We start from the raw sequence: 16290 nt of genomic DNA, 5'->3' as shown, positions 1-16290 counted from the left end.
GGGTCAGGCGGCCAGGAAGGTCTCCAGCAGCCCGAGGAAGCCCTGCGGGTTCTCCGAGTGGACCCAGTGGCCGGACCCGGCCACCGTGCCGAACCGGGCGCGCGGGAAGAGCGCCAGGATGCGCCCGTGGTGCTCCGGGCGGATGTAGCTTGACCGCTCCCCGTTCAGCACCAGCACCGGGCCGTCGTAGCGTGCGGCGAGATCCGGGAAGGCCTCGATCACCGGCATCGCCGCCTCGATCTCCCCGAGGCCGAGGCGCCAGGCCGGCGCGCCCTCCCCGAAGCGCAGGTTCTGCAGCAGGAAGGCGCGGATGCCGGGCTCCGGGATCGTCGCGGCCAGCGCCGCATCGGCCTCCCGCCGGGTCAGGCCGGGCTGCAGCGGCACCGCCTGCATCGCCGCGACATAGCCGCGGAGCGCCGGAGGGTAGGTGACCGGGGCGATGTCGGCGACCACCAGCCGCTCGACCAGCGCGGGCCGCTCGAGCGCCAGCGCCATCGCCACCTTGCCGCCCATGGAATGGCCGAGCACCGCGGCCGGCGCGGCGTTCAGCGCCGTCAGCGTCTCCGCCACGTCGGCCGCCATCGCCGGGTAGCCCATGGCGGCGTCGCGGCCGGAGGCGCCGTGGTTGCGCAGGTCGAGCGCGATGACCCGGTGGCTCGCCGCGAGCCGCTTCTGGATCGCCCCCCAATTGCCGGCCGCGCCGAACAGCCCGTGCAGCAGCACCAGGGGGGCGCCCTCGCCTGCCTCGACCGCGTTGAGCCGCATCGCCAGACCTCCTAACCCGCGCGCCGCCGGCGCGACACCTACCCGCGCGCCGCCGGCGCGACACCTACCCGCGCGCTGCCAGCACGACACTCGCCCCGATCAGCAGCCCGCCCGCCAGCACGTCCCAGCCCAGCGCCTCGCCGAGCCAGAGGGTCGAGATGGCGACGCCGAGCGCCGGCACCATCAGGAAACCGACCGAGGCGATGATGCCCGGGAGCTTCCGCCCGGCCTCGATCGTCGCCCAGGTGCCGACGGGGGCGGCGACGGCGCCGATGAAGGCGGCATGCGGCCATGACTCGCGGCCGATGCCGCCCGCCGGTTCATGCCACAGCGCCAGCGGCAGCAGCAGCAGCGACCCGAGCGCGAAGCACCAGGGCAGCAGGTCCAGCACCGGCCGCCCCGGCGGGAAGCGGCGGGTCACCAGGATCGCCAGGCTCCAGAACAGGCTGGCCCCCAGCAGCATGGCATAGCCCGGCAGCACCCCCGGCCCCTGGCCGCGGAGGTCCCAGGGCCGCATCAGCGCGACCACGCCGGCAAGGCCGACCGCCACCGCCCACCACTGCAGGCGGGACACGCGCTCCCCCATTACCCAGACCGAGAGCGGGATAAGCCAGAAGATCGTCACGTTGGCGAGGATCGCGGTCCGCCCAGCGGGCACGAATTCCAGCGCCAGGTGCGCCAGGGCGAAGAAGCCGCCGAGCTGCAGCAGGCCGATCCCGAGGATGCAGGGCAGGTCGCGCCGGTCCGGCCAGCGCAGCCGGCCGAGCAGGGCCAGCAGCAGCGCCGCGGCGACCGCCGCCATGGCCGCCCGGTTGAAGGCGAACCAGAGCGGCGTGGCATGCGCCAGCCCCGCCTTGGTCACCGGCCAGACCCCGCCGAAGAGGCAGACGGAGACCGCCAGGTAGGGCAGCCCCGCCGCCAGGCCGCCACGCGGGGCGGCCGCGGCGGTGGTGGCGCCCAAGCTAGTCGGCCACCTTCAGCATGATCTTGCCGATATGCGTGCTGCTCTCCATGAGCGCATGCGCCGCGGCGGCTTCCCTGAACGGGAACACCTTCCAGATCGGCGGCGCCACCTTGCCGGCCTCCAGCAGCGGCCAGGCCTTCTCGCGCAGCGCCTGCGCCAGCGCGCCCTTCTGCGCGGTGGTGCGGGGCCGCATGGTGCTGCCGGTCACCGTCAGGCGGCGGGTCATCACCGGGCGCAGGTCGGCCTTCTCCACCTCGAACCCGCCGAGGAAGGCGATGATCACCAGCCGGCCGTCCATCGCCAGGCACTTCAGGTTCCGGTTGAAGTACTGGGCGCCCACCATGTCGAGCACGACGTCGGCCAGCTTGCCGCCGGTCGCCGCCTTCACCGCCTCGACGAAATCCTGCTCCCGGTAGTTCACCGCCACATCGGCGCCGAGCTTCTGCATCGCCGCGCATTTGTCGGCGCTGCCGGCGGTGGCGATGACGCGGGCGCCGAAGGCCTTGGCGAGCTGGATGGCGGTGACGCCGATGCCGCTGGTGCCGCCATGGATCAGCACCGTCTCGCCGGCCTGCAGCCGGCCATGGCCGAAGAGGTTGGCCCAGACGGTGAAGAAGGTCTCCGGCAGCGCCGCCGCCTGCACAGCGTCATAGCCCTTCGGCCAGGGCAGGCACTGCGCCGCGGGGGCGGTGCAGTACTCGGCATAGGCGCCGCCATTGGTCAGGGCGCAGACCTTGTCGCCGGGCTTCCAGGGGCCGGCCTCGGGCCCGGCCGCCACCACCTCCCCGGCGGTCTCGAGCCCGATCAGCGGGCTCGCGCCCGGAGGTGGCGGGTACTCGCCCTTGCGCTGCGCCACGTCCGGCCGGTTCACGCCCGTCGCCAAGACGCGGATCAGCACCTCGTCCGCCTTCGGCTGCGGCAGCGGCCCGGTCCTCGGCACCAGCACCTCCGGCGCGCCGCCCGTGCCGTGGTCGATATAGGTCATGGTCTGGGGCAGCATGGCGTTCCTCGTTCTGGGCGGCCGCGGAGGTTCCCCGCGGCGGGCTGGCCCGTCAAGCAGGGGGCGGGGTTGCGCGCAAGCCGCAGCGCGGGGAGTATTCAGCGCTTCCACCCCGCCCCGAAGGCATCGGCATGGCCAAGACCGCCCGCCGCCCGTTGCTCGGCGGCCTCGCCGCCATGGCGGCGATGGCCGGCCGGGCCGCCGCGCAGCCGGCCGGCGAGACCACCCGCATCGGCGCCCTGTTCCCCTTCACCGGCCCGCTCGCGCTGCTGGGGGACGAGCATTTCCGCGGCCTGGAGCTGGCGGCCGAGGAGCGCAACGCCGTCGGCGGGCTGCTCGGCAAGCCGATCCGCCTGGTGCGCGGCGATGCGGCCGATGCCGCCCAGGCCCAGGCCGAGGTGAAGCGGCTGATCGGGCCGGAACGGGCGCTGGCGGTCTTCGGCACCTGCGCCTCGCCGCTCTCCTTCGCCGCGACCCAGGCCGCCGAACTGCAGGGCGTGCCCTATGTCGAGCTCGGCGCCGTCGCCGACCCGATCACCGAACGCGGCTTCCGCTTCCTGTTCCGCACCTGTCCCCGCGCCACCGAGGTCGCCCGGCTGGGCGTCGATGCGGTCGCCGACCTGCTCGCCCCGGCCTGGGGCCGGCCGGCCGAGACGCTGCGGATCGCCGTGCTGCACGAGGACAGCCTTTATGGCCAGTCGGTCGCCGCGGCGCAGGAGGCGCAGCTGAAGGCGCGCGGGCTGACGCTGGCGGAGAAGCTCGGCTACCCCGCGCGCGGGACCGAATGGGCGCCGGTGATCCAGCGGATGCGCGGGATCGGCGCCGAGGTGCTGCTGCAGACCGGCTACCAGAACGACATCCTGCTGCTCTACCGCGGGATGCGGGAGGCCGGCTGGCTGCCGCGCATGGTGGTCGGCGCGGGCGCCGGCTACAGCCTGGGCGACACCGCGCATGCGATCGGCCCGGACTTCGAAGGCACGCTGAACGTCGACGTGCCGCAATTCGAGGTCAACGACCGCCTGGCCCCCGGCGTGAAGCCCTTCGTCGAGGCCTATCGCAAGCGCTACGGCAGCGACCCGCGCTCCGGCCACAGCCTGTCCAACGCGGTCGGCGCGCGCGCCGCCTTCGATGCCATCCAGCGCGCGGCGCAGCCGGACCGCGAGCGCATCCGCGCGGCGCTCGCGGCGACCGACGTGGCGGAGGGGACCACGGCGAATGGCTGGGGCATCCGCTTCGACGACAAGGGCCAGAACCAGCGGGCCCGGCTGCTGCTGCTGCAATGGCAGGGCGGCAGGCAGGTGGCGGTCGCGCCGGGCGATGCGGCGGTGGCGCCGCTGCGGGCGCGGATGGGGGTGGTGGGGTAAGGCAGGCGCGACCGGCGCGGCGGCATCCGCTGCCCGCCATGCCGCCGGTCCGGGAAGACTGCCTCCTCCTGCCCCGGCCTGCCGCTACCTCGCCGCCCGCGTCGCCATCGCCGTGGTGCGCTCGTCCATCCGCGCGCCGTAGGTCAGGCCTTTCCGCAGCGCCCAGCTGTTGACCAGCTGGAACAGCGGGATGATGGCGACGTCGTCCATCGCCATCCCCACCGCCTGCTGCAGCAGCGCCTCGCGCGCCTTGTCGTCAATGGTCGCGGCGGCGCGGGCGGTCAGCGCGTCGAGCTCGGGGTTCGAGTAGCGCCCGGCATTGCTGGCGCCGGTGCGCTTCTCCCGGTCGAAGGTGCCGAGGATGTTGACCAGCGCATAGCTCGCCTCCCCCGTCACGCTGCCCCAGCCCGCGAGGCGGATCGCGTAGTCCTGCCGGTTGGAACGTTGGGAGAAGCTGGCCCAGGGCACCGCCTCGACCTCGGTGCGGATGCCGATGCGGCTGAACATCTGCGCCGCCGCCTGCGCCGCCTTGCTGTCGTTGGGATAGCGGTCGTTCGGGCTGTGCAGGGTCATGCGGAAGCCCTGGGGGTAGCCGGCCTCGGCCAGCAGCCGCTTCGCGCCGTCCGGGTCGAAGGCGGGCGGCTTGACCTCGGGGTTGTAGCCGAAGGTGCCGGGGGGCAGCCATTGGCCGGTGGGCTGGGCGGTGCCCTCCATCACCCGCTCGGCCAGCGCGGCGCGGTTGATCGACATCGACAGGGCGCGGCGCACCCGGACGTCGTTGAACGGGTTGGCCGCCAAAGGCTTGCCGTCGTTGTCGCTGGTGAAGGGCACGTCCTTCTGCCGCGAATGGTCGGTGGCCAGGTAGATCAGCCGGAGGCCCTGCACCTCGGACACCGTCAGCTTCGGGTCCCGCTTCAGCCGGTTGAGGTCGGTCGAGGGGACCTGGTCGATCAGGTCCACGTCGCCGGCCAGCAGCGCCGCGGTGCGGGCGCCGTCGTTGCCGATGAAGCGGTAGTTCACCCGCGCCCAGGGCTCGGGGCCGCGGAAATAGGCCTCGTTCCGCGCCAGCTCGCTGCGGTCCCCGGGGCGGTAGGCCGTCAGGCGATAGGGCCCGGTGCCGATCGCGGCCTTGCCCGAATTGTAGTCCTCGGTCGAGGCGCCCTCCCCGGCATGCTTCGAGATGACGGCGACGGAGGCGAGCTCGGTCGGCAGCAGCGGATGCGGCTTCGCGGTGTGGAAGCGGATGGTCAGCGGGTCGACCACCTCGACCCGCTCGATCGCCCGCACGAAGCCGCCGAATCCGCCCGGGCTGCCCGGCACGTTCGGCGTGCGCTGGATGGTGAAGGCGACGTCCTCGGCGGTGAAGTCGCGGCCGTCATGCCACTTGACGCCCGACCGAAGCCTGAACTCCCAGACGGTGTCGGAGACGGTGCGCCAGCTTTCCGCCAGGCCCGGATAGGGCTGCGCCGCGGCGTCGCGCTCGACCAGCCGGTCGAAGATGTGCATCGCCAGGCTGTTGTTGGGCGAGGCGTTGTAGAAATGCGGGTCGACCGAGGTGACGGCGCCGCCGATGCCGATGTTCAGCACCCCCGGCTGCTGGGCGGCGGCGGGCAGGGCGATGCCGGTGGCAAGGCAGGCGAGCAGGAGGCGGCGGTGCATGGATCGGGTTCCGGTCAGAGCTGCGGCATCATCTCGCGCCAGGGCGCGGCACGTTCATAGGCGGCGGCGGCCTGGAAGATCAGCGCCTCGGAGAAGCTCGGCCCGACGATCTGCATGCCGAGCGGCAGGCCGGCCGCGGGGCTGAGCCCGCACATCACCGAAATCGCGGGATGGCCAGTGACGTTGAAGGGCGTGCGGGCCTGGCGCGGATAGGTCCGCTCCACCTCCGGCTCGTCGTCGATCAGGCTGGCCGGGTCCATCGAGCTGGCGCAGAGCAGCAGGTCCACCTCGGCGAAGGCGGCCTGCACCGCATCCGTCAACTGCCGGCGGCGGCGTTGCGCCTGGACATAGTCGGTGCCGCTGATGAAGAGGCCCGGCAGCAGCCGGCGGCGGGTGACGGCGGCATAGTCGCCGGGGCGGTCGCGCAGCCAGGGCTCGTGGATGGCGGTCGCCTCCGGCAGCATGATGGCGCGGTTGACGGCGGCGAATTCGCCGAGCGGCGGCAGCGTGACGTCGACGATCGCCGCGCCCTCGGCCGCCAGCAGCGCGGCGGCGGCGTCCAGCGCCGCGGTGACCTCGGGCGAGGCGGGCACGTCGCGTTCGTGGAAGTGGCGGACGAAGCCGATGCGCAAGCCGCGGACGCCGCGGTGCAGCGCGCGGGCGTAGTCCTCGGGCGCGCGGTCGGCGCTGCCGGGGTCGCCCGGGTCGTGCCCGGCCATGGCGTTCAGCAGGATCGCGTTGTCGCGCACCGTGCGGGTCATCGGGCCCACGTGATCCAGGGTGAAGGAGAGCGGGAAGACCCCGCGGCGCGAGACCAGCCCATAGGTCGGCTTCAGCCCGACCAGCCCGCAATGCGAGGCGGGGTGCCGCACCGACCCGCCGGTATCCGTCCCGAGCGCTGCCGGCAGCATCCGCGCCGCGACCGCGGCGCCGGAGCCGGAGGAGGAGCCACCCGGGTGGTGCGCGGTGTTCCAGGGATTGCGCGCCGGCGGGAAGGGCAGGTCGAAGGCCGGGCCGCCGATGGCGAATTCATGCGTGGCGAGCTTGGCCGGGAAGACCGCCCCGGCCTCGCGCAGCCGCGCCGCCACGGCGGCATCGGCCGCCGCCACGCGGTCGAGCTGCAGCTTCGAATGGCAGGTGGTGGGATGCCCCTCAAGGTCGATGATGTCCTTGAGGCCGACGGGGATGCCGTGCAGCGGCGTGCGCGGGCCGCTGCTGGCGATCTCGGCCTCGGCGGCGCGGGCGGCGGCCATGGCCTCCTCGGCGACCAGGCGGATCACCGTGTTCAGGCGGGGCTCGAGCGTCTCGATCCGCGCCAGGCAATCGGTCAGCAGCTCGACCGGCGAAAGGCGGCGGGCGGCGATCAGCGCCGCGGCCTCGGCCAGCGGCAGGAGGTGCGGTGCGGTCATGCCTTCGGCTCCCCTGCGGGAGCCTGGGGGGGACGGTGCGCCGGCAGCGGCTCGGCGGCCGGGTCGGCCGGGCGGGTGAAGCCGGTGCGGAGCCGGGCGGCGGCGGCGATCGCCTGCTCGACATCGGCGCGGTGGTCCGCCCAGGCGCGCTGCGCGCCGGCGGCCGCGGCCAGCGCGGCATTCATGGTGCTCGGCTCGGGCATGGTCCCGGGCTCCTCCTGGTGTGACGCTACGCGGAGGATGCTGCCGCAGGCGGAGCGGGCGGGAAACCCTGCGCGCGCTGGGCGGTTGCTCCTCCGGCCGGGCGGGGCCGTCACGGCCCGCCTGTCCCGCGCAGCACGCTGCGGCCCGGGCGGCCCCGCCCCACCCCACCACAACACAGGGAAATGCACAGATGCGGTATTCCGGTTTCATCGCGGCGGCAGCCGCGCTCGCGCTCGGTCTCGCCAGCCTGCCGGCGGACGCGGCGTCCGAGCGGCATCATCGCGGCGCCTCGGCGCGCGGCGCGACGGCCAGCGACAACATGGCCGACGACCTGAACAGCCGCAGCTTGGCGCGGGCCCAGGCCGGGCAGGACGCCATGAGCGGTTCCTCCACCGGCAGCATGATGGGCAGCGGCTCGGGCATGTCGGGCGACAGCGGCATGGGCGGCTCCGGCTATGGCAGCGGCGGGATGTCCGGATCCTCGATGGGCTCGTCGATGGGGGGATCCTCCATGGGCGGCTCCTCGATGGGCGCGCCGGGCATGAGCGGCGGCGGCGGCACGGGCAGCAGCGGACCGGTCGGCACCGGCCGCGGGATGCGCTGAGGCCGGCACCGGCCGCTCAACCCGCCCGAGGCCATACCAGGGGGGCCGCCGCGACGCATCGCGGCGGCCCCCGCCGGCCTGCCGCCCTTGCCGCGGAGCGGGTCCCCGGCCGTCACCGGGAGAACCGGCCGCGGCCCTTTCGCCGCCGCAGGGTCCGGGAGCCGGTCTTCGAGGCGGCGCTCGCCAGGATCTTGCCGTCGCTGCCCATATCCGCCGAGACCAGCGGCCGGCCAGCCGAAGCGCGCACCATCCGGCGCATCGACGTTCGGCCATCAACCATATGCCGCAAGATCCGCTGAAACATGAAACTTGCGGCCAGCAGCGCGGCAAGGGGGAGTATCCCTTTGCCCCAAGTGCCGAAGTCCCCGGCCGCGACCCGATCGCCCGACCGGACCTGGCCCGCCTGCGAATCGTCGCCAATCCGGCCCAAATCGACGTGAGGTGCGGTCCTGCGGCCCGGTTTCGGGCCATGCTCGTGCCGTCCAGGCTCTCGCTTGGTGCCTGCACCCACTGCACGGAATAGGGAGCAACGAACATGCGCATCTCCGGCATCGCCATCGCCGCCATGGCCCTGACCTTCACCCTGGCCGCCGGCACGGCCGAGGCGGCCAGCCAGAAGTCCCGCCGCTCGGCCAACCCGCAGGACAACATGGCGGACCAGCTGAACGCCCAGAGCCTGTCGCGCGCCCAGGCCGGCACCGATTCGCCGACCCCGGCGGTGGACAGCACCGGCAACCTGAACCGCATGAGCCAGGGCGACGCGGCCAAGGGCCGCGCCATGCCGCAGCCGGCGATGCCCTTCCGCTGAGGCGCTCGGGCGCGGGCCGCCCCCGCGCCCGGTTCCGGCCCGGGCGGTTCTGGCCTATGTCTTCCGGCCATGTCCGAGAAGAACCCCGCCGCGGAACCGCCGCGCCTCCCCCTGACCGGCCTCCGGGTCGTCGAGCTCGGCCACTACATCGCCGCGCCCTTCGCCACCCGCCTGCTGGCCGATCTCGGCGCCGAGGTCATCAAGGTCGAGCCGCCCGAGGGCGACCCGGTGCGCGGCTGGGGCTCGGCGGTCGACGGCAACGCCGTCTGGTTCAGCGTGCACGGCCGCAACAAGCTCTCGGTCACGCTGAACCTCAAGGATGCCGCCGACAAGGCGAAGCTGAAGCGACTGGTCGGCACCGCCGATGCGCTGGTCGAGAATTTCCGCCCCGGCCAGCTCGAGCGCTACGGCCTCGGCCCGGCCGAGCTGCACGCCGTCAACCCGCGGCTCGTCATCGCCCGGATCAGCGGCTACGGCCAGGACGGGCCCTATCGCGACAAGCCCGCCTTCGGCGCGATCGGCGAGGCGATGGGCGGCCTCCGCCACCTCACCGCCAATCCCGGCCAGTCCGAGCACCCGCCGCCGCGTTGCGGCGTCTCGATCAGCGACGACCTCGCCGGCATGTATGCCGCGATGGGGCTGGTCGCCGCCTGCTGGCAGGTGAAGGGCGACCCCGCCGCCCGCGGCCGCATCATCGACGTCGACCTGGTCAGCAGCGTGTTCAGCCTGATGGAGGGCATGCTGCCGGAATACGGGCTGTTCGGCTGGGTGCGGCAGCCGCAGGGCGCCGCCATCAAGACCGCGGCGCCGACCAACACCTATCCCTGCGCCGACGGCAAGTGGCTCTGCATCGCCGGCAACTCGGACCTGATCTTCCGCCGGATGATGGCGGCGATCGGCCGCCCCGAATTCGCCACGGACCCGCGCTTCGCCAGCAATGCGCTGCGCTGCGAGAACGTCGCCGAGTTGGACGCGGCCATCGCCGCCTGGACCCGGACGCAGACCGGCGCCGAGGCCGAGGCGATCCTTGAGGCCGCCGAGGTGCCGTGCTCGCGCCTCTATGACATGCGCGACTGCGCCGAGGACCCGCATTTCCGCGCCCGGGACCTGGTGATGCAGGTGGAGGACCCCCTGCTCGGGACGGTGCTGCACCCGGCCGCGCCCTTCCGCTTCGACGGCGTGGCCCCGCGCGACATGGTGCGCTGGACGGGCCCTGCCGCCGGCGCCCACAACGACCAGGTATTCCCGAAGGAGGACGCGCCATGACCGAGACGGTCGAGCTTTCCGAGGTCGCGCCGCGCGACGGCCTGCAATCCATCGGCGCCTTCGTGCCGACCGAGACCAAGATCGCGCTGGTGCGCGCGACCTACGAGGCCGGGCTGCGGCGGATGGAGGTGGGCAGCTTCGTCTCGCCCCGCGCGGTGCCGCAGATGGCCGATACGGGCGAGGTGCTGAAGGTCGCCAAGCAGCTGGCCGGGCTCGAATGCACGGTGCTCGTGCCGAACCGGAAGGGCTTCGAGGCCGCGATGAATGCCGGCGCCGACCGGCTCGGCCTCTTCATGTCGGTGACCGAGGCGCACAACAAGGCCAACCTCAACCGCACGCGGGAGGAGAGCTTCGCCGACCTCGCCGCCATCGTGCGGGAAGCGCCGAAGGGCACGCGGATCCGCTTCAACCTGTCCTGCACCTTCCACTGCCCCTTCGAGGGCGTGGTGCCGGAACGCGACGCGCTCGACTTCATCGAGCGCGTCGTGGCGCTCGACCCGGCGATGGAGATCGCGCTGGCCGACACGACGGGCAATGCCAGCCCCGACCAGGTGCGGCGCGTCTTCGAGCAGGCGCACAAGGCCTGGGGGCTGCGCTTCGCCTTCCATGGCCACGACACCTACGGCATGGGCCTGGCCAACGTGGCGGCGGCCTGGGAGGCCGGCTGCCGGATCTTCGACGCGGCCTCGGGCGGCATCGGCGGCTGCCCCTTCGCGCCGGGCGCCACCGGCAACGTGGCGATGGAGGACGTGGTCTGGCTGTTCCGCCGCATGGGTGTCGAGACCGGGGTCGATTGGCAGAAGCTGCTGGTCGCGGCCGACATGGCCGCCGCGGTGCCGGGCGCGACGCCGGGCGGGGCGATGCGGCGGGTGCCGGCGGGACGGCTGGCGGCCTGAGGCAAGGTCGGGGAGGGAAAAAGGCATTCCCTCCCCGACCCCTGCCCTTTCCTTTTCTGGATCGGCCGCCGCCGCGCGGAGGGTGCCAGGCGCGGAAAAGCAGATGAGGGGTCCGGGGAGAATACCTTCTCCCCTGCCTTAGCCGCCCCGCGCCAGCGTATCCGCCGGGAAGCGCAGCTCCACCACCGTGCCCACCCCATCCTCCCCCGCCCGCCGGGCGAAGGAGCCGCGCAGCTGCGCCGCCAGCGCCCGCAGCAGCCGGGTGCCGAGCCCGGAGCCCTGCGCCGGCGGCGCCTCGCCCAGCTCGCCCTCCGGCAACATGCCCGGCCCGTCATCGGCCACCGTCAGCAGGAAGTGCCCGCCCTCCCGCCGGAAGCGGACCTGCACCTGGCCGCCGCGGCCCTCGGGGAAGGCATACTTGAAGGCGTTGGTGATCGCCTCGTTCAGCACCAGGCCGAGCTGCACCGAGCGCTCGGTCGTGAGCCGGTGCGCCTCGGCCTCGGCATGCAGCGCGACCGGCCGCAGCCCGTCCCCGGCGAAGGCCTTCTCAAGGTCGTCGCAGAGGCCGATGACGAACTCCCGCGTATCCACCGTGGTCGCGTCCTCGGCCGCGACGCTGCCCTTGGCGAGGCGGGTATGCACCCGGGCCAGTGCCAGGGCGTGGTCCGCGGCCTCCCGCAGCCCGTCGCGCGCGGCCTCGGAGGTCGCCGCCCGGGCCCGCAGCAGCAGGATCCCGACCAGGGAGCCGAGGTCGTTGCGGGTCCTGTGGCGGAATTCCTCGAGCAGCAGGGCGCGGGCCCGCTGCACCTCCTGCAGGTTGGCCTGCGCGACCTGCAGCGCCTCGATCGCCCGGTGCATGGCCTCGACGATGCTGGCCAGCAGGACGCCGATGACGACGAAGATCAGCAGCGCGGCGAGCTGGGCGCGGTCGCTGATCACCAGGCTGTAGCGCGGCGGCATGTAGGCATAGCTGACCGCCAGGGCCGAGAGGATGGTCGCCAGGATGCCGGAGCCGCGGTCGAACAGCGTCGCCGCCAGCAGTATGGCGGCGAGGAAAAGCAGGAAGCGCTCATGCTCGCCGAGGATGGGATCGGCCATCTGGCGCAGGGCCAGCACGGCGGCCACCAGGGCGCAGGTTGCGGCGTAGCGCAGGACCACCGGCCAGCGCCGGGTGGCGTGGATGGCGCCGTCGATGATGTTTCTGGTGTCCATGCAAGCCGAACATGTCGCGCTGGCGCTTGGCTGCGCCGGATGCCGTGCGAGGAACGCAGATGGCGCGGATGTGTGGTGGCGGGGCAGCAGGGCCGGTTGCGAAAAGGCTGGCCGCGACGACTTGAGTTCTGTAGGATATTTTTCCTTGTTCTTTCACAGCCGCATCCGTCACCCAGCACCGCCCCGCCGGTCGCCGGAGCTTTGTCCGAAACCGCCGGGCGGCATGCGGCCGATTCCCGCATTATTTCCTGAAATCCTAAGCCGCCTCGGCTCGTCGCCGCCCAACCCTTTGGAAATGCTCTGCAAGAGCCGGCCCGGGTCGCCGACGGCCTAAAGCGGATTGAGCCGCTTCAAGTCGCCTCAGCCCCGCTGCCCGCGCGCCACCTTCAGCGGCGCCAGGTCGTAGCCCTGCGCCCGCGCGATGCCGAGCGCCTTGTTGAATTCCGCCTGCGGCAGCCGCGGCTCGCGCGACAGCACTCAGAGCCAGCGCCGCGAGGGCTCCCCCACCACCGCCCAGCGGTAGTCGGGATCGAGCCCGATGACCCAGTAGTCGCCGAAGAAGGGCCAGAAGAAGCTGACCCGCAGCCGGGCATTGTTGCTGCCCGCGACCGCATAGGCCTGGCCCGCCGCCTCGCGCGGCTTGTCGTTGTCGAGCGCGTTGAGGCAGCGGTTCAGCACGCCGATCCGCCCGTCGGGACGCGCGGCATAGGTCGCCACCGTGTCCTCGCAGGAGACGCTGGAGGAATCCTGCGCCCACATCGGCAGCCGTGCCACCTCGTGCCAGGCGCCGAGGTAGCGCGGCACCTCGACTGCGGCGACCGGCTGCGGAGTCGAGGCATCCGGCGCCCCGACGCAGGCCCCGAGCAGCAGCGTGCCGAGCACCAGCCCGCACCTGATCATGGCACCATTCCCTCCGGCAGCGCGGCGACATGGTCGAGGACCGCGCCCGCGGTGGTGATCCAGGCCTCGCCCCGCCGCGCCGCGATCGCCGCCAGGGCGCCGCGCAGCGCGCGCAGCCGGTAGGGCTGGCCGATGATGTAGGGGTGCAGGGCGATCCCCATCACCTGGGGGATGCCGTCGCGGGCGACCTGGTCCAGCCGCTCCTCGAAATCGGCCAGCACCATGGCGGCGAACTGCCCGGCGCCGTCGCGGCGGACGGCGATGGCGGGGATGTCGTTGACCTCCTGCGGATAGGGGATCGCCAGCAGCCTCCCCGCCTCCGTCGCCATCCAGACGGGCTGGTCGTCCATGCACCAGTTGAGCGTATAGGCGTAGCCGGCCGCGGCCAGCAGCTCCGGCGTCGCCCGGCTCTCGGCGATCCAGGGCGAGAGCCAGCCGCGCGGCGAGCGGCCCTCGTGCCGCTCGATCGCCGCCGTGCTCTCGGCAATCAGCCGGCGCTCCTCGGCCTCGGGCAGGACGCTCTGGCGTTCGGAATTGGTCCGGCCGTGGCCGGCGATCTCGTCGCCGCGGGCGCGGTGGGCCGCGACCAGCTGCGGCGCATGGTCGTACATCGCGCTGTTCAGCAGCACGGTGGCGGGCAGGTCGAGCTGGTCCAGCAGTTCCAGCAGCCGCCAGCCGCCGACGCGGTTGCCGTAGTCCCGCCAGGCGTGGTTGAGGACATCCGGCTGCGGCCCGCCCGGCGCAAGCTCGGCGCCGAGCCCCTCGCCGAAGGCGAAGTGCTCGAGGTTCACGCCGAGATAGACCGCCAGCTTCGCCCCGCCCGGCCAGGCGTAGCGCGGGCGTCCGCGCCAGGGGTGGTAGGCGTAGCGGCCATGGTGCGGCAGCATCGGCGGGCATCTCCGGAACCTTCCGTCCGCATGTGAACGCGGTTTCAGCCGCCGGCAAGCGGGGCGGCGTGACGTCCGGCCGTGGGCAGGGTTACAAGGGGGAATGGACTCTCCCTCGGCGACGCGGGACGGCGCCGCGCGGGCGCTGCTGCGCCGCGAATCCCGTGCGCTCCGGCGGCAGGTGCTGCTGCCGATCCTGCTCGGCCTCGGCGCCCTGGTGGTGGCGATCGCCGGCGCCTGGCTGGTGGCGCGGCTGCTCGCCGCGCTGCTCGGGCACGGCGGTGCCGGCTGGCCGGAGCTCGCCGCGGCGGCCGCGCTCGCGCTGCTCGGCGCCGGGCTGGCGCTGGCGCAGGAACGCGCCCAGCTCGCGGCGGGAGAGGCGGCGCGGGCCAGGCTGCGCGACGCCGCCTTCGCCCGGCTGCTCGAGACCGGGCCGGCCGACCAGACCGGCGTCGGCGACCGCGCCTCCCTGGTGGTGGACCGGGTCGAGGCGATGGACGGCTACTTCGCCCGCTGGATCCCGGCGGCCGCGCTGGCAATGGCCGGGCCGGCGCTGGTCGTCGCCGCGGTGACCTGGGCCGATGTCGGCAGCGGCGTGGTGCTGGCGATCGCCGGGGTGCTCTACCCCGTGGCCATGGCGCTGACCGGCATCGGCGCCGCCCAGGCCAGCCGGCGGCAGTTCGAGGCGCTGGGACGGCTCTCCGGCCGCTTCCTCGACCGCATGCGCGGCCTGCCGACCCTCGTGCTGTTCAACCGGCAGGAAGGCGAGGCGGTGGCGCTGGGCGAGGCCGCCACGGAACTACGCCGCCACACCATGAAGGTGCTGCGCGTCGCCTTCCTGTCGGGCACGGCGCTGGAGCTGCTCTCGGCCGGCGTGCTGGCCTGCCTCGCCTGGCGGCACCGGGCGCTGCTGGGCGGCGGGGCCGACCCGACGGCGGCGCTGTTCAGCCTGCTGCTGGTGCCGGCCTTCTTCGCCCCGCTGCGCGGCTTCGCCGCGGCCTACCAGGACCGGCTCTCGGCCGCCGGCGCCGCCGCCGCGCTCGCCCCGCTGCTGGCCGAAGGCCCGGTGCCCGGCCTGCTGCTGGAGGAGATGCCGCCGCGCGTCGTGGTCACCTTCACCGACCTGCGCCTCTCCTACGACCCGGCCCGGCCGCCGGCGCTCGACGGCCTCTCCTTCCGCGCGAGCGCGGGGGAGACGCTGGTGCTGGCGGGGCCTTCCGGCGCGGGGAAGTCCTCGGTGCTGCGGATCCTGATGGGCTTCGCCCGGCCGGATGCCGGCCGCGTCTCGATCAACGGCCAGGACGCCATGGCCCTGCAGCCGGCAGAGCTGCGGCGGCTTTCCGCCTATGTCGGGCAGCACCCGCATCTCTTCCGCGCCACGCTGCGCGAGAACATCCGCTTCGCCCGGCCGGAGGCGACGCCCGAGCAGGTCGAGGCCGCGGCGCGAGCGGCGCATGTGCTCGACTTCGCCGAAGGCCTGCCGCAGGGCCTCGACACGCTGGTGGGCGAAGGCGGCTGGGGTCTCTCGGGCGGCCAGGCGCAGCGGGTGGCGCTGGCCCGCGCCTTCCTGCGCGACGCGCCGCTGGTGCTGCTCGACGAGCCCACCGCGCATCTCGATCCCGGGACCGAGTCCCAGGTGATCGAGAGCCTACAGCGGCTCTGCCTCGGCCGCACCGCGATCATCGCCAGCCACAGCGGGGCGCGCGCGCGGCTCGGCCGGGTGCTGGAGATCGAGGCCGGGCGCGCGCTGGGCACGCCGCGCGCGGCGCAGGGCTGAGCGCGATGCTGCGCGACCTCCGCCGCACCCTCGGCCTTTGGCGGGCGCAGGCCGGCTGGCTGGCCGCCGGGATCGCCGTCTCGGCCGGCTCGGCGCTGCTCGGCGTGGCGTTGCTGGCGCTGGCCGGACAGGGGATCGCCTCCGCGCTGGACGGCGCGGCGCTGGGCGGCGGGATCGCCTTCCTGCTGCTGCGGCCGCTGGTTGCGCTGCGGCCGGCGGCGCGCTGGTCGGAACGCATGGTCACCCATGCCGCGACCTTCCGCGCGCTGGCCGATACGCGCATCTGGTTCTTCCGCCGGCTGGCCGACCGGCTGCCGGGCGGCATCGGCCTCGGGCGCTCGGGCGACCTGCTGGGGCGGCTGGTCTCGGACGTGGATTCGCTCGACGGGCTCTACCTGCGGGCGCTCGTGCCGGTGATCTCGGCGCTCGCCGTGGTGCTCGCGGGCGCGGCGCTGCTGGCCGGCGCCCCGCTGCTGGCGGCGATCGTTGCGCTGCCGCTGGCCCTGGCCCTGCTGCTGCCGCTGCTGCTCGCCCCCGGCGCGGCGCGGGCGGCGGCGCAGGCCGCCGCGGCGCAG

The 16290-nt window shown here is 73.9% G+C and carries 15 protein-coding genes and 1 pseudogene; 7 read left to right on the top strand and 9 right to left on the bottom strand.

Annotation, left to right across the window (positions count from 1 at the left end):
• Positions 1-3: 3 nt before the first annotated feature.
• The 3 genes from E2C06_RS09015 to E2C06_RS09005 form a co-directional block, all read right to left on the bottom strand.
• Positions 4-765: an alpha/beta fold hydrolase gene (locus tag E2C06_RS09015; RefSeq protein ID WP_133288274.1), complete on the bottom strand. Its 762-nt coding sequence runs from the start codon at positions 763-765 to the stop codon at positions 4-6.
• Positions 766-829: 64 nt separating this feature from the next.
• On the bottom strand, positions 830-1726 hold the full coding sequence (locus E2C06_RS09010) for a DMT family transporter (RefSeq protein ID WP_241671189.1): 897 nt from the start codon (positions 1724-1726) through the stop codon (positions 830-832).
• A 1-nt stretch (position 1727) separates the two neighbouring features.
• The gene (locus E2C06_RS09005; protein ID WP_206664489.1) at positions 1728-2729 is read right to left on the bottom strand and encodes an NAD(P)H-quinone oxidoreductase; all 1002 of its coding nucleotides are present in this window, start codon (positions 2727-2729) and stop codon (positions 1728-1730) included.
• Positions 2730-2860: 131 nt separating this feature from the next.
• Here E2C06_RS09005 and E2C06_RS09000 point away from each other — a divergent pair, with 131 nt between their 5' ends.
• Positions 2861-4093 (top strand): ABC transporter substrate-binding protein, encoded by a 1233-nt coding sequence (locus tag E2C06_RS09000; protein WP_133288273.1) that lies wholly within the window; start codon positions 2861-2863, stop codon positions 4091-4093.
• 84 nt (positions 4094-4177) lie between these two features.
• Here E2C06_RS09000 and E2C06_RS08995 read toward each other — a convergent pair whose 3' ends face one another.
• Genes E2C06_RS08995 through E2C06_RS08985 form a run of 3 tightly spaced genes read right to left on the bottom strand, consistent with a single transcriptional unit; the run spans position 4178 to position 7364 of the window.
• A complete protein-coding gene (locus E2C06_RS08995; RefSeq protein ID WP_133288272.1) occupies positions 4178-5752 on the bottom strand; it encodes an ABC transporter substrate-binding protein in 1575 nt (524 codons plus the stop codon).
• A gap of 14 nt (positions 5753-5766) precedes the next feature.
• On the bottom strand, positions 5767-7161 hold the full coding sequence (locus E2C06_RS08990; protein WP_133288271.1) for an amidase: 1395 nt from the start codon (positions 7159-7161) through the stop codon (positions 5767-5769).
• On the bottom strand, positions 7158-7364 hold the full coding sequence (locus E2C06_RS08985; RefSeq protein WP_133288270.1) for a hypothetical protein: 207 nt from the start codon (positions 7362-7364) through the stop codon (positions 7158-7160). The genes E2C06_RS08990 and E2C06_RS08985 overlap by 4 nt, the downstream gene beginning before the upstream one ends.
• Positions 7365-7555: 191 nt before the next feature.
• Between E2C06_RS08985 and E2C06_RS08980 the strand changes: the two genes are divergently transcribed.
• From E2C06_RS08980 to E2C06_RS08965, 4 genes are all read left to right on the top strand, one after another.
• Entirely contained in the window at positions 7556-7969 is a 414-nt protein-coding gene (locus E2C06_RS08980; protein WP_133288269.1) for a hypothetical protein, read from the top strand.
• A gap of 535 nt (positions 7970-8504) precedes the next feature.
• Positions 8505-8777 (top strand): hypothetical protein, encoded by a 273-nt coding sequence (locus E2C06_RS08975; RefSeq protein WP_133288268.1) that lies wholly within the window; start codon positions 8505-8507, stop codon positions 8775-8777.
• 69 nt (positions 8778-8846) lie between these two features.
• A complete protein-coding gene (locus tag E2C06_RS08970; protein ID WP_133288267.1) occupies positions 8847-10043 on the top strand; it encodes a CaiB/BaiF CoA transferase family protein in 1197 nt (398 codons plus the stop codon).
• Entirely contained in the window at positions 10040-10939 is a 900-nt protein-coding gene (locus E2C06_RS08965) for a hydroxymethylglutaryl-CoA lyase (RefSeq protein ID WP_133288266.1), read from the top strand. Before E2C06_RS08970 ends, E2C06_RS08965 begins: the two co-directional genes overlap by 4 nt.
• Before the next feature lie 138 nt (positions 10940-11077).
• Here E2C06_RS08965 and E2C06_RS08960 read toward each other — a convergent pair whose 3' ends face one another.
• The 3 genes from E2C06_RS08960 to E2C06_RS08950 all read right to left on the bottom strand — a co-directional run bounded on the left by E2C06_RS08960 (position 11078) and on the right by E2C06_RS08950 (position 13938).
• Entirely contained in the window at positions 11078-12151 is a 1074-nt protein-coding gene (locus tag E2C06_RS08960; RefSeq protein WP_133288265.1) for a sensor histidine kinase, read from the bottom strand.
• Positions 12152-12628: 477 nt separating this feature from the next.
• Positions 12629-13051 carry a lipocalin family protein gene (locus E2C06_RS39230; RefSeq protein ID WP_206664487.1) on the bottom strand — a complete coding sequence of 141 codons (423 nt, stop codon included), beginning with the start codon at positions 13049-13051 and terminating at the stop codon, positions 12629-12631.
• A complete protein-coding gene (locus tag E2C06_RS08950; RefSeq protein WP_133288264.1) occupies positions 13048-13938 on the bottom strand; it encodes a polysaccharide deacetylase family protein in 891 nt (296 codons plus the stop codon). Before E2C06_RS08950 ends, E2C06_RS39230 begins: the two co-directional genes overlap by 4 nt.
• Positions 13939-14041: 103 nt before the next feature.
• On the opposite strand from E2C06_RS08950, the gene cydD reads away from it, so the two are divergent.
• Positions 14042-15715 carry a thiol reductant ABC exporter subunit CydD gene (gene cydD, locus E2C06_RS08945; protein WP_133288263.1) on the top strand — a complete coding sequence of 558 codons (1674 nt, stop codon included), beginning with the start codon at positions 14042-14044 and terminating at the stop codon, positions 15713-15715.
• 5 nt (positions 15716-15720) lie between these two features.
• Positions 15721-16290 (top strand): annotated as a pseudogene (locus tag E2C06_RS08940) (thiol reductant ABC exporter subunit CydC); the annotation flags it as partial.

Source organism: Dankookia rubra (genome assembly GCF_004355005.1).
Classification (GTDB): Bacteria; Pseudomonadota; Alphaproteobacteria; order Acetobacterales; family Acetobacteraceae; genus Paracraurococcus; species Paracraurococcus ruber_A.
The sequence above is the reverse complement of the archived record's forward strand: the minus strand, read 5'-3'. Positions and strand labels throughout refer to the sequence as shown.

What these genes read in the sequence shown, in the direction of transcription:
- E2C06_RS09015 (WP_133288274.1), bottom strand. Translation starts at nt 765, where the DNA reads ATGCGGCTCAACGCGGTCGAGGCAGGCGAGGGCGCCCCCCTGGTGCTG.
- E2C06_RS09005 (WP_206664489.1), bottom strand. Translation starts at nt 2,729, where the DNA reads ATGCTGCCCCAGACCATGACCTATATCGACCACGGCACGGGCGGCGCG.
- E2C06_RS09000 (WP_133288273.1), top strand. Translation starts at nt 2,861, where the DNA reads ATGGCCAAGACCGCCCGCCGCCCGTTGCTCGGCGGCCTCGCCGCCATG.
- E2C06_RS08995 (WP_133288272.1), bottom strand. Translation starts at nt 5,752, where the DNA reads ATGCACCGCCGCCTCCTGCTCGCCTGCCTTGCCACCGGCATCGCCCTG.
- E2C06_RS08990 (WP_133288271.1), bottom strand. Translation starts at nt 7,161, where the DNA reads ATGACCGCACCGCACCTCCTGCCGCTGGCCGAGGCCGCGGCGCTGATC.
- E2C06_RS08985 (WP_133288270.1), bottom strand. Translation starts at nt 7,364, where the DNA reads ATGCCCGAGCCGAGCACCATGAATGCCGCGCTGGCCGCGGCCGCCGGC.
- E2C06_RS08980 (WP_133288269.1), top strand. Translation starts at nt 7,556, where the DNA reads ATGCGGTATTCCGGTTTCATCGCGGCGGCAGCCGCGCTCGCGCTCGGT.
- E2C06_RS08975 (WP_133288268.1), top strand. Translation starts at nt 8,505, where the DNA reads ATGCGCATCTCCGGCATCGCCATCGCCGCCATGGCCCTGACCTTCACC.
- E2C06_RS08970 (WP_133288267.1), top strand. Translation starts at nt 8,847, where the DNA reads ATGTCCGAGAAGAACCCCGCCGCGGAACCGCCGCGCCTCCCCCTGACC.
- E2C06_RS08965 (WP_133288266.1), top strand. Translation starts at nt 10,040, where the DNA reads ATGACCGAGACGGTCGAGCTTTCCGAGGTCGCGCCGCGCGACGGCCTG.
- E2C06_RS08960 (WP_133288265.1), bottom strand. Translation starts at nt 12,151, where the DNA reads ATGGACACCAGAAACATCATCGACGGCGCCATCCACGCCACCCGGCGC.
- E2C06_RS39230 (WP_206664487.1), bottom strand. Translation starts at nt 13,051, where the DNA reads ATGATCAGGTGCGGGCTGGTGCTCGGCACGCTGCTGCTCGGGGCCTGC.
- E2C06_RS08950 (WP_133288264.1), bottom strand. Translation starts at nt 13,938, where the DNA reads ATGCTGCCGCACCATGGCCGCTACGCCTACCACCCCTGGCGCGGACGC.
- cydD (WP_133288263.1), top strand. Translation starts at nt 14,042, where the DNA reads ATGGACTCTCCCTCGGCGACGCGGGACGGCGCCGCGCGGGCGCTGCTG.